The organism is Pseudoalteromonas tetraodonis (assembly GCF_002310835.1).
Lineage (GTDB): Bacteria > Pseudomonadota > Gammaproteobacteria > Enterobacterales > Alteromonadaceae > Pseudoalteromonas > Pseudoalteromonas tetraodonis.
On record NZ_CP011041.1, the window covers coordinates 1,890,294 to 1,901,549 of the forward strand.

Consider the following 11,256-nt stretch of genomic DNA (forward strand, 5'->3'; position numbering starts at 1 on the left):
AAAATCAAGGGTGATGAATTGTCGTGTCTAAACAAAAAATTCTAACCCGCTACCATGCGGGTTTTTTTATCACTAAATTTTGCAATACAAGATTAACAGGAATTAAAAACATGAATAACGTAAACACTCTTACACATCATTGGTGGTGGCGCCTGGCATAGCGGGACGGTAATGGTCTATCTATAATTTAGACATCGTTATTCAAACCCCGCACTGCTTAGCATTGCGGGGTTTTATTTTTTTTAGGGGATGAGGTTTGATTTTTAGTCATATAACAACAACACCAGGTGAAGTGACCAGCATAACGCAAGTACGAGACTACATAAGTAGCCCACTTGCATTGTATGCCGCACTTGATAAACCTAACTCACTATTACTTGAGTCTGCAGAGATAGATTCTAAAGATAGCGTAAAAAGCTTAATACTTGTTGATTGTGCACTGCGTATTGTCTGCCAAGGCAACCAAGTGAGCGTAACAGCACAATCAAATAACGGTCAGCAGTTACTCAACTATTTACAAGCTAATGTAAAAAACTGCGCATCCCAGTTAACCGATACCACATTAACACTGGAGTATCACCCAGCAGATGACACAATTGACCAAGCCAGTAAGCTGATTGCAGATAACGCTTTTAGCGCATTACGCACCTGTTTAAATAGCATCAAAAGTACCACTAACAATCCATTCTCGGTGTTTTTAGGCGGTGTATTTGCCTACGACATGGTGGCTAATTTTGAACAGCTAAGCGATGTACACGACGGAGAAAACACCTGTCCAGACTATGTTTTTTATTTAGCAGAAACACTGGTTGTTATTGATCATCAAAAACAAACAACGGAATTAATTGGTAACGTATTTAATGGCCCTGATGTACATGCGAACTGCTTTGAAGTAGGCAAACAATTAGAGCGCTTGAATACATTATGCGACCACGCTGCTGACTTTAGCGCACCGAGCCAAACTGGCGACTGCCCAGTGAGTGTTGATATTAGTGATGAGCAATACTGCCAGCAAGTAATTAAGCTCAAGCGACACATAGTCGATGGCGATATTTTTCAAGTGGTGCCTTCTCGTACCTTCTCACTACCCTGCCCTGACTCTTTACATGCCTACAGCCAGCTAAAAAAACAAAACCCTAGTCCGTATATGTTTTACATGCGCGATGAAGATTTCTCATTATTTGGCGCATCTCCTGAGTCCGCGCTTAAATACGAAGTTCAGTCTCAACAGGTCGAGGTTTATCCGATTGCCGGCACACGCCCTCGCGGCAAATTTGCTAATGGACAAATCAACCCTGATTTAGATAGCCGTATTGAGCTTGAACTTAGAAACGATCAAAAAGAACGTGCAGAGCACTTAATGCTGGTTGATTTAGCGCGTAATGATGTAGCCCGCATTAGCGTACCGGGTACGCGCCATGCCAAAGAGCTTTTAAAAGTAGACCGTTACTCACAAGTAATGCACTTAGTGTCGCGCGTGGTGGGTAAATTAAAACCCGAACTAGATGCCCTACATGCTTATCAAGCCTGTATGAACATGGGCACATTAGTGGGCGCGCCAAAGGTAAGAGCTGCAGAGCTTGTACGCCAAACCGAAGGGAAACGCCGCGGCAGTTATGGCGGCGCAGTTGGCTATTTAACTGGTGATGGTGCAATGGATAGCTGTATTGTTATTCGTGCAGCCTTTGTTAAAAATAATATTGCTTATGTGCAAGCTGGCGCTGGGGTTGTGTTTGATTCAGACCCAATGTCAGAGGCTAACGAAACCCGCGCTAAAGCACAGGCGGTGATCACCGCGATTAAATCGACATATGAGGCTGTATAAAATGAGTGAAGCACACCCTATTAAAATTTACTTTTTAGATAACTTTGACTCATTTAGCTATAACCTTGTTGATGAACTAACAATGCTAGGTGCTGAGTTAGTTGTTTACAGAAATAACATTAGCGCTGAAGTAATATTCAACAAAATGCAGGCAGAGCATAAGCAGGTATTACTGGTTTTATCGCCAGGCCCAGGGGCACCCAGTGATGCGGGCTGCCTAATGGAATTAATTAGCTTGTGCAAAGGTAAATTTCCAATGCTGGGCATTTGTTTAGGCCAACAAGCACTAACACAAAGTTATGGCGGAGTAATCGGTCATGCTGGTGAAACCGTACATGGTAAGTCATCAATTATTGAGTTAGACGATCATCCGGTGTTTAATGGGATGGGCAGCACTATGCCAGTGGCGCGTTATCACTCATTAATGGCCACAAAAGTGCCTGATAACTTAGCGGTTATTGCAAAGTATCAAGATATCCCAATGGCTATTTATCATCATCAAGACACTGCGCTGGGTTATCAATTCCACCCAGAATCTATTTTAACGCCCAATGGCGCTATGCTGCTACAGCAAAGCGTTGCCTATTTAACGCGTGCCAAATAAAGGGAACATTATGACTACACAATTACAAAACTCGCTTAATGTTCAACAGGCTATTGAGCACGTTATTGCCAAGCAATCATTGAGCTATGCACAAGCAAAAACACTTTTTGATCAAATAATGCAAGGGAATATGAGCGATATTGAGCTCTCTGCACTGTTAATTAGCCTTAAAATGAAAGGTGAAATAAGCGATGAAATCGCTGGTGCTGCGGCCTCAATGCGTGAAAACGCCTTGGCATTTACAACCAATAAAACTCAACTTGCCGATAGCTGTGGTACCGGTGGCGATGGTTCGAACACTATTAATATCAGTACAACCGCGGCAATTGTGGCAGCCGCTGCCGGTGTTAATATGGTAAAACATGGCAATCGCAGTGTATCGAGTAACTCGGGGTCTGCTGATTTACTCAAAGCCTTGGGGATCAATATTGATATGACTCCCACGCAAGCGGCTAAATGCCTTGAACATACAAATTTTACTTTTTTATTTGCACCGCACTATCACAGCGGTGTGCGCCATGCGATGAACGTTAGAACCACTTTAAAAACCCGTACTATTTTTAATATTCTTGGGCCGCTAGCTAATCCTGCTGCCCCAGATGTTCAATTGCTGGGGGTATACGATGAATCCTTGTGCCTACCTATGGCGCAAACTCTTCATACTCTGGGCACTAAACGCGCTATGATAGTTCACGGCTCTGGCACCGACGAAATTGCCTTGCATGGCCCAACACAGGTTGTAGAGCTGGATAACGGCAAAATCACCCAATACACGCTCAACCCTAGTGATTTTGACCTTGCAAACTATTCACTTGAACAATTAGCCGGTGAAGGCCCACAATACAATGCAAACGCCAGCCTTGCCATTTTACAGGGCAAAGGTAGCGAGGCACATAACGCCGCTATTATTGTTAACGTTGCTGCATTGCTGTACTTAACTGGCCAAGCACAATCGTTAAAACAAGGTGCACAAATAACACACTCATTATTACGTTCAGGCAAGGCCATGGACACACTAAATGCAATTATTGAGGTAAGTCATGGCTAATGTATTAGACAAAATTATTGCCGATAAAAAAATAGAACTCATTGAACGCAAAGCAGCGCGCCCACTTGAGAGCTTTAAGCATCAAGCTAAACCCACCACACGTAGCTTTTATCAAGCGTTAGCGGCACCTGGCACGCAGTTTATTTTAGAGTGCAAAAAGGCATCGCCTTCTAAAGGGTTAATTCGTCAGCCGTTTGATTTAACAGAAATCACCCAAGCGTATAAGCAGTATGCCACTTGTATGAGTGTATTAACTGACGAAAAGTACTTTCAGGGTAGCTTTGATTACCTTGAGTTTGTGCGCAGCCAAGTAGAGCAGCCACTTATTTGTAAAGACTTTTTTATTGATGAATACCAAGTCTATATGGCACGTATTTATGGTGGTGATGCTATTTTACTGATGCTATCAGTGCTTGACGATAAGCAGTATAAAGCGCTGCATGCCGTCGCCGATTCGTTAAATATGTCGGTACTAACTGAGGTGAGTAACGAAGAAGAAGTGCATCGTGCACTGGCACTCAATGCACAAATAATTGGGATTAATAATCGTGACTTGCGCGATTTAAGCACCGACTTAGCCACAACCGAACGACTACGTAAACTTATTCCTAACGATAAAGTGGTTATTTCAGAGTCAGGTATTTATACCCATCAAGATGTAAAGCGTTTAGCGCCTTTGTGTAATGGTTTCTTAATTGGCAGCTCATTAATGGCTGAGGCTGATTTATTACAAGCGTGTCGCCGCGTAATTCTAGGCGAAAACAAGGTTTGTGGATTAACCCGTAATCAAGATGCCATTGCGGCTTACGACAACGGTGCCCTTTATGGCGGATTAATTTTTTATCCAAAATCACCGCGCTTTGTCGATTTAGATTGCGCCAAAGAAATCAGCCAAAGTACCCCTCTAAAATTTGTTGGGGTGTTTGTTAATGCCGCCATAGCAGAGGTTGCTGAGCACGCTAAACAACTAAAACTGTCTGCTGTTCAATTACATGGCCAAGAAGATGAACATTACATTGCATCGTTACGTAATGAACTACCACGTCATTGTGAAATATGGAAAGCACAGGCCATTAAAGATGCTTTGCCTCAACCTATTACAGGAGCCGATCGCCATTTATACGACACTCACAGTGATTCACAAGTTGGCGGCACAGGCAAAACATTTGATTGGTCGGTGCTTCGCGATGCCACGACCCCATTTATGCTTGCTGGCGGCTTAAACCCAGACAATATTAGCGATGCACTTTTTCAAGGTGCTCTTGGGCTTGATTTAAATTCAGGTGTTGAAGAGTCTCCAGGTAAAAAGTGTGCAAACAAACTACATCATGCTTTTACAAGTATCAGAAATTATTGAGGTTAAAATGCAAAATCCAGCTTATTTTGGCGAGTTTGGCGGTATGTTTGTACCCGAACTGCTTGTCCCTGCGCTTAAGCAGTTAGAAAACGAATTTAATAAAGCACAAAAAGATCCTGAATTTCAGGCAGAGCTAAGTAAATTACTTAACGAGTATGCGGGTCGTCCTACCCCGCTTACTTTAACGCGTAACTTAGTTAAAAACCCAAAAGTAAAACTGTACTTAAAGCGTGAAGATTTACTCCACGGTGGTGCGCACAAAACAAACCAAGTTTTAGGCCAAGCACTGCTTACCAAACGTATGGGTAAAAAAGAAGTGATTGCTGAAACAGGCGCCGGCCAGCACGGCGTTGCAACGGCACTTGCCTGTGCGTTACTTGGACTAAAATGCCGCATTTATATGGGTGCAAAAGATGTTGAACGCCAACAACCAAATGTATTTAGAATGAAGCTAATGGGCGCTGAAGTTATTCCGGTAACCGCAGGCTCGGGTACATTAAAAGATGCGGTTAACGAGGCACTGCGTGATTGGTCTGCCAATTATCAAGAGGCTCATTACCTTTTAGGTACTGCAGCGGGTCCTCACCCATTCCCGACTATTGTACGTGAATATCAAAAAATTATTGGTGAAGAAGCAAAACAACAAGTACTTAAAGCCGAAGGCCGTTTGCCTGATGCGGTTATTGCGTGTGTAGGCGGTGGGTCTAACGCAATTGGTATGTTTACCGATTTTATTGATGAGCCAAGCGTTAAACTCATTGGCGTTGAACCTGCAGGTAAAGGGTTAGACACGCACGAACATGGCGCAACTATCTGTAAAGGATCAAAAGGTATTTTGCACGGTACTTACACTTATATTATGCAAAATACAGATGGCCAAATTGAAGAGTCTTACTCTGTATCGGCGGGACTAGATTACCCCGCAGTTGGCCCTCAACATGCCTTTTTGCACGAAACTGGCCGTGCTCAATATGTCGGTATTACCGACACCAAAGCACTTGATGCCTTTCAAGCATTAGCTAAACACGAAGGGATTATTCCTGCGCTTGAATCAAGTCATGCGCTAGCCTATGCCCTCGAATATGCAGAAGAGCAAACGCAAGACAGTATTATTGTTATTAATTTAAGTGGTCGTGGCGACAAAGACTTAGCCCACGTACACAAGGTATTATCAGAGGAAGGTCAACTATGAGCCACGTAAAAACTGACCGTTATGGACAAATGTTTGCCGCGCTTAAAGAGCAAAACCAGGGTGCTTTTGTACCGTTTGTAACCATTGGCGATCCAGGCAAAGCGCAAAGCATCGAAATTATTAAAAGCTTAATTGATGGCGGCGCTGACGGGCTTGAATTAGGTATTCCGTTTTCCGACCCGATTGCCGATGGCCCTGTCATTCAAAAAGCCAATATTCGTGCCTTAAATGTGCATATTAATACGCAAGACTGCTTTGATATTATTAAAGAGATCCGTGAATATAACGCCGACATTCCAATTGGTTTGTTATTGTATTCAAACTTAATATTTAAACGTGGCTTAGAAAAGTTCTACACCGATGCAAAAGCAGTGGGTGTTGACTCTATTTTAGTGGCTGATGTGCCATTACATGAGTCTAAAATGTTTAGAAAAGCCGCCATGGCCAATGGTATCGACCCGATTTTTATCGCTACACCGAACGCCAGTGACGATACACTGCGTGAATGTGCCTCATACGGCCGTGGCTACACCTACTTGCTTTCTCGTGCTGGGGTAACAGGTACAGACACCAAAGCACAAATGCCAGCAACACATGTGGTTACGCGCTTACAAGAGTACCACAGTGCACCTGCATTATTAGGCTTTGGTATTTCAACGCCTGAAGATGTAAAAGCGGCACTTAAAGCCGGTGCTGCGGGGGCTATTTCGGGCTCTGCTGTGGTAAAAATAATTGAAGCAAACTTAGATGATTTAGATGCGATGACCTCGCAGCTAAAAACATTTGTAAGCGATATGAAAGCCGCTACTGCGCTTTAATAGCAAGCTGTGTTTTATCATTATCAATAAAAAAGGGCATGTAATATGCCCTTTTCTATTTAAAAGCCCACAGCTAATGCGCTTGGTGCTTACCTTCGATTATTTCTTCAATAAATTTTGCATTAAATGCATCTAAATCTGCAGGGCTGCGGCTAGTGACTAAGCCGTTATCAACACACACTTCTTGATCTACCCAATGAGCTCCGGCGTTAATTAAATCGCTTTTAATACTAGGGAAAGAAGTCACTTTTTTATCTCTGAGCTTATTAATTTCAGCTAATAACCACGGTGCATGACATATAGCGGCCACAGGTTTGTTTTTCTTAGCTCCAAAAAAGCCATCAACAAACGCTTTGGCATCTGTATTTTGACGTAAGCTATCGGGATTAAACAAACCACCCGGCAATAAAAGTGCATCGTAGTCAGCGGCATTGGCATCTGATGCTAATTTATCAACGGTTACTTTTTCACCCCAATTATCTTTATTCCAACCTGTGATCTGCCCTTCTTTAATAGACACCACCTCTATATCGGCGCCCGCCTCTAGTAATGCGCTTTGCGGCGAAAGTAGCTCGCTTTGTTCAAATCCATCGGTGGCTAAAATGGCAATTTTTTTACCTTGTAAACGGGTGCTGCTATGTAAATTACTCATTAAATACTCCTTATCTTATTTTTTGATACACAGAGAGGTTTGCATATCACATACCAAAAATAACATACTGATAATATTGGCGTTTTATATAAAGAGATGAGAGTGCTATGTAAATTATTTACAGTGGTTGCAGATACTACACAGCCATTTTTTAAAAATAAAAATAGCCTGCAAGGTACATGCTTTGTTTGAATAACAAAACTCCCTTACAAGCACTGACAATTAAAGGCTGTCTTTTAACGCTTTGGCTGGCTTAAATACGGCTTTATTAGCCCCTTCTATTTCTATTGCTTCGCCGGTTTGTGGATTACGACCCGTACGGGCTGGGTAATAACTTAATGCAAAAGTGCCAAAACCAGATATTTGTACCTGATCGCCTTCAGACAATGATTTGGTAATCACCTTTTGTAAGCTGGTTAACGCTGCTTGTGCGTCTTTTTTTGTTAACTCGCTCGTGTGTGCCATGGCTGTAACCAGTTCTGCCTTATTCATTTTTTGCTCCTAAATACACGCGCTGGCTTTAGCCAACTAGCGTGGCAATACAATGATGTAAAAATAAAAGCAGGCAGGCTAAGGGTTGCAAGGGGGTAAGTCAACCTTAACCAAGGGCTAAGGGGCTTAGTGAGAGTCATTGGGTTTAAATATAATCAGCTTGGCTGTTTTATAGTCATAAAGATGACTTAATCGCTTGCTAAGGTAAAATAAAAATCACCGTGAGCAAACGTGAACGCTAATCAATACCGCTGGTTTGAATTTACCTTTATTTTTATCATCCTGCCTTTAATTGGCTTTAATATTCGCCAGTATTTATCTAACTGGCTTATTCCAGCACTGATCATTTTAATGAGTGTGTGCTGTATGCTGCTGCTAAACGACATTCACTTTAAGCGCTTTAGATTAACCAGTATGGGGCAGTTTTCTGCTGTGAAGCGCCGTATGTTTAGCTTTTTCTTTATTGGCGCATTATTTTCAGGGGTGTTTTATAACCTACTCTACCAAGGACACTGGTTTACTTTACCGCGTGAAAACCTCACCGATTGGCTGATGCTATTGTTGCTCTACCCTTTATTGTCGGTGATCCCGCAAGAGTTAATATTTAGAACCTACTTTTTTCATCGCTATAAGCGCATTATGCCCAGTAAATGGTTGCGCATTATTATTAGCGCCAGTGTATTTGCATTGGCACATATTATTTACGCCAATTGGATAGCTGTTAGTTTAGCGTTTGTCGGTGGCTTACTATTTGCCTATACCTACGCGCAAAGCCGCTCAACTTTTGCCTGTGTTATTGAGCACAGCTTATGGGGCATTTGGATGTTTACCCTAGGGATTGGTGACTACTTAGATTCGGGTGCACTGAATTAACTAACCGCAAAATAAAGCCGCGACAAGCGCGGCTTTATTAAATTAGTTTTTAATTAAAAACCAAAAATACTGATATTAAAAAACTTGGTCGCAACGGTATTTACAAAAATAAGCAGTAAAATCGCTGGGATAAATGTTTGTAGTGAAAAGTTAACGTACTTTTCCATAAAGCTATTCGCATAATTAGGCGAACCTTGTCTTAGCTCTTCACTTAAACGAACCTTCTTCCATTTATACATTACAAACAAACACACCATTAAACCATTGAGTGGTAAAATAGTGTCGTAGAACACGTCATATACAATATCAAAAAAGCTCTTGTTACCACTGCCGTAGCTAGTAAAGGTAGTTAGGCTGTCAATCATACCAAACGACATAATACACATAATGGTTAACACACCGGTTGATAAGGTAAGTATGCCTAGCGCTTTTTTACGGCTAATGCCTTTACGGTCGCTGAGTGTGGCAGTTGGAACTTCAACAATAGATACCAATGATGTGATCGCAGCAAAAAATACCAGCAAAAAGAAAATAAACGCCACGGCTGATGCGCCAAAGTAACCAATATCGTGTTGTAACGCTAATAATATTTTTGGTAAGTACACAAAAATCATTGAAACTGACGAGTCAGATAACTTTGTTGGATCGGTATTTGGGTCAAAGCTAAAAATAGCCGGTAATACCATTAAGCCTGCAACAAAGGCAACTAATGAGTCGGTAATGGCAACCATTTTCGAACTGCCCACAATGTCATCTTTTTTAGAAATGTAAGAGGCATACGTAATTAAAATACCCATACCTAACGACAATGAGAAAAACGCTTGGCTCAATGCGCCATTAAGAACACTGGCATTCATTTTACTAAAATCAGGAATAATATAGTACTTCACACCCGCCATTGCGTTATCAAGGGTGAGTACGTAACCCACTAATATAATAAGCATGACAAATAACGCCGGCATCAAAAATTTAGCCGCTTTTTCTATGCCATCTTTTACGCCACCGACCAATATTAAGTTAACAATCACCACAACCAGTGCCATATAGCCAAACACCGTGTAGCTATTAATAAACTCATCAAAGTGCCCAGGGTTTGCCAACTTATCCAAATTACCAAATGCGGTTTGGCTTAAGTAACCAAAAATCCACACCGTGATCACCATGTAAAAAACGGCAATCATAAATGGCGTTAACACGGCTAAAAAGCCAGCAAACTTCCATTTTTTGTCGTTATTGGCTAACGCCTTGTATGCACCAAGAGGATCTTTCTGTGCGTGGCGACCCATAGCCATTTCGGCCATCATGACGGGTAAACAAATGAATGCGACGAACAAAGCATAGACGAGCAAAAATGCACCACCGCCATTCTTAGTCGCAGAAACGGGAAAGCCTACTAAGTTACCAATGCCCACAGCAGAACCTGCCGCTGCTAATATAAATCCTAAGCGGGAGCTAAAGTGCTCTCTATTTTCACTCATGTAATAACCTTGTTATTATTTATCTTATCCAAGGGACTCTACCAGTGTTACGCAGCGCTTTTCAAGCAATTACCGCGTAAAAAAACATTCTTGCTGTAAACATCGCCATAAACACTTTTAATTCACCATTTATCAACGCTATGCTAGTATGCAGTTAATTAAATTTAACAAGTTTTGAGAGTATTTTTATGTTGTATATGATTTATTCAACGGACGTCCAGAACAGCTTAGAGCACAGAAAAGCCGCTCGCCCTGCTCATTTAGCACGTTTACAAACGCTAGAAAACGAAGGTCGACTATTAACAGCCGGCCCCCTTCCAGCGGTTGATAGTGAAGACTCTCAAGATGCTGGCTTTACTGGCTCTTTAGTAATTGCTGAATTTAACTCTTTAGAAGATGCCAGAGAATGGGCCGCAGATGATCCTTATGTTGCGGGTGGCGTATATGAAAACTCAATCGTTAAACCATTCAAAAAAGTGTTCCCTGCTTAACATTAACGTGAGTTCCCCTGTTTAACTGCAACCAGTAATTCAGGGTTTGTTCACTCATTTTTAATTAGACTTTGTCTTATAAAAATTTAAATACCCAATAGAGTACTTAAATTTTAGTGGCTTAGTTTTTTAGGCTAAGCAGGTATGTTCTAGGAGTTTCGTAATGCGTGTATTATTAACACTCAATTTAATTGCTGTTTTTTGTTTGGCTAATGTTGCCCATGCAAATAATACTAACAGCACACCCGATAAAGTTGAGATAAGCAAAAAGAAAGCAGTAATACTTGCAAAACAAACTACAGACGGTACAACATTAAAAATTTCAGAAGAAACACAATTTTATACAGTACGAATTTTAAAAGCTGACGGCCACGTCGTCGATTTGAAGATAAACAAAAAAACTGGCGAAGTGAAAAAGGATTAACC

12 protein-coding genes are annotated in these 11,256 nt (G+C 41.6%); 9 read left to right on the plus strand and 3 right to left on the minus strand.

The annotated features are described in order from the left end of the window. Nucleotides 1–256: 256 nt before the first annotated feature. Genes PTET_RS08725 through trpA form a run of 6 tightly spaced genes read left to right on the plus strand, consistent with a single transcriptional unit; the run spans nt 257 to nt 6,844 of the window. Nucleotides 257–1,825, plus strand: coding sequence for an anthranilate synthase component 1 (locus tag PTET_RS08725; RefSeq protein WP_096038485.1), 1,569 nt, complete (start codon nt 257–259; stop codon nt 1,823–1,825). Nucleotide 1,826: 1 nt separating this feature from the next. After that, the gene (locus PTET_RS08730) at nt 1,827–2,429 is read left to right on the plus strand and encodes an aminodeoxychorismate/anthranilate synthase component II (protein ID WP_013465081.1); all 603 of its coding nucleotides are present in this window, start codon (nt 1,827–1,829) and stop codon (nt 2,427–2,429) included. A gap of 10 nt (nt 2,430–2,439) precedes the next feature. Next, nucleotides 2,440–3,477: an anthranilate phosphoribosyltransferase gene (trpD, locus tag PTET_RS08735; protein ID WP_096038486.1), complete on the plus strand. Its 1,038-nt coding sequence runs from the start codon at nt 2,440–2,442 to the stop codon at nt 3,475–3,477. After that, nucleotides 3,470–4,834 carry a bifunctional indole-3-glycerol-phosphate synthase TrpC/phosphoribosylanthranilate isomerase TrpF gene (gene trpCF / locus PTET_RS08740; protein WP_096038487.1) on the plus strand — a complete coding sequence of 455 codons (1,365 nt, stop codon included), beginning with the start codon at nt 3,470–3,472 and terminating at the stop codon, nt 4,832–4,834. Before trpD ends, trpCF begins: the two co-directional genes overlap by 8 nt. A 7-nt stretch (nt 4,835–4,841) precedes the next feature. Beyond that, nucleotides 4,842–6,026, plus strand: coding sequence for a tryptophan synthase subunit beta (gene trpB, locus PTET_RS08745; protein ID WP_036954685.1), 1,185 nt, complete (start codon nt 4,842–4,844; stop codon nt 6,024–6,026). Then, nucleotides 6,023–6,844: a tryptophan synthase subunit alpha gene (gene trpA, locus PTET_RS08750; protein ID WP_013465084.1), complete on the plus strand. Its 822-nt coding sequence runs from the start codon at nt 6,023–6,025 to the stop codon at nt 6,842–6,844. The genes trpB and trpA overlap by 4 nt, the downstream gene beginning before the upstream one ends. A 73-nt stretch (nt 6,845–6,917) precedes the next feature. Here the strand turns inward: trpA and PTET_RS08755 are convergent, their stop codons facing one another. Together PTET_RS08755 and PTET_RS08760 are read right to left on the minus strand one after the other, a co-directional pair. Next, nucleotides 6,918–7,496, minus strand: a complete 579-nt coding sequence (locus PTET_RS08755; protein WP_096038488.1) for a type 1 glutamine amidotransferase domain-containing protein — start codon at nt 7,494–7,496, stop codon at nt 6,918–6,920. Between the two features lie 222 nt (nt 7,497–7,718). Continuing rightward, nucleotides 7,719–7,988 carry an HU family DNA-binding protein gene (locus PTET_RS08760; RefSeq protein WP_036954530.1) on the minus strand — a complete coding sequence of 90 codons (270 nt, stop codon included), beginning with the start codon at nt 7,986–7,988 and terminating at the stop codon, nt 7,719–7,721. 231 nt (nt 7,989–8,219) lie between these two features. Here PTET_RS08760 and PTET_RS08765 point away from each other — a divergent pair, with 231 nt between their 5' ends. Further along, nucleotides 8,220–8,861, plus strand: coding sequence for a CPBP family intramembrane glutamic endopeptidase (locus tag PTET_RS08765; RefSeq protein ID WP_024603097.1), 642 nt, complete (start codon nt 8,220–8,222; stop codon nt 8,859–8,861). A gap of 53 nt (nt 8,862–8,914) precedes the next feature. Here the strand turns inward: PTET_RS08765 and PTET_RS08770 are convergent, their stop codons facing one another. Beyond that, the gene (locus PTET_RS08770) at nt 8,915–10,339 is read right to left on the minus strand and encodes a sodium-dependent transporter (protein ID WP_036954525.1); all 1,425 of its coding nucleotides are present in this window, start codon (nt 10,337–10,339) and stop codon (nt 8,915–8,917) included. 188 nt (nt 10,340–10,527) lie between these two features. Between PTET_RS08770 and PTET_RS08775 the strand changes: the two genes are divergently transcribed. Further along, nucleotides 10,528–10,830, plus strand: a complete 303-nt coding sequence (locus tag PTET_RS08775; RefSeq protein WP_036954522.1) for a YciI family protein — start codon at nt 10,528–10,530, stop codon at nt 10,828–10,830. 163 nt (nt 10,831–10,993) lie between these two features. Next, entirely contained in the window at nt 10,994–11,254 is a 261-nt protein-coding gene (locus PTET_RS08780) for a PepSY domain-containing protein (RefSeq protein ID WP_013465090.1), read from the plus strand. Nucleotides 11,255–11,256 lie beyond the last annotated feature (2 nt).

Bases quoted from the DNA above. Each gene is read 5' to 3' on its own strand.
- PTET_RS08780 (WP_013465090.1), top strand. From the start codon at position 10,994: ATGCGTGTATTATTAACACTCAATTTAATTGCTGTTTTTTGTTTGGCT.
- PTET_RS08755 (WP_096038488.1), bottom strand. From the start codon at position 7,496: ATGAGTAATTTACATAGCAGCACCCGTTTACAAGGTAAAAAAATTGCC.
- PTET_RS08730 (WP_013465081.1), top strand. From the start codon at position 1,827: ATGAGTGAAGCACACCCTATTAAAATTTACTTTTTAGATAACTTTGAC.
- trpA (WP_013465084.1), top strand. From the start codon at position 6,023: ATGAGCCACGTAAAAACTGACCGTTATGGACAAATGTTTGCCGCGCTT.
- PTET_RS08775 (WP_036954522.1), top strand. From the start codon at position 10,528: ATGTTGTATATGATTTATTCAACGGACGTCCAGAACAGCTTAGAGCAC.
- trpCF (WP_096038487.1), top strand. From the start codon at position 3,470: ATGGCTAATGTATTAGACAAAATTATTGCCGATAAAAAAATAGAACTC.
- trpB (WP_036954685.1), top strand. From the start codon at position 4,842: ATGCAAAATCCAGCTTATTTTGGCGAGTTTGGCGGTATGTTTGTACCC.
- PTET_RS08760 (WP_036954530.1), bottom strand. From the start codon at position 7,988: ATGAATAAGGCAGAACTGGTTACAGCCATGGCACACACGAGCGAGTTA.
- PTET_RS08770 (WP_036954525.1), bottom strand. From the start codon at position 10,339: ATGAGTGAAAATAGAGAGCACTTTAGCTCCCGCTTAGGATTTATATTA.
- trpD (WP_096038486.1), top strand. From the start codon at position 2,440: ATGACTACACAATTACAAAACTCGCTTAATGTTCAACAGGCTATTGAG.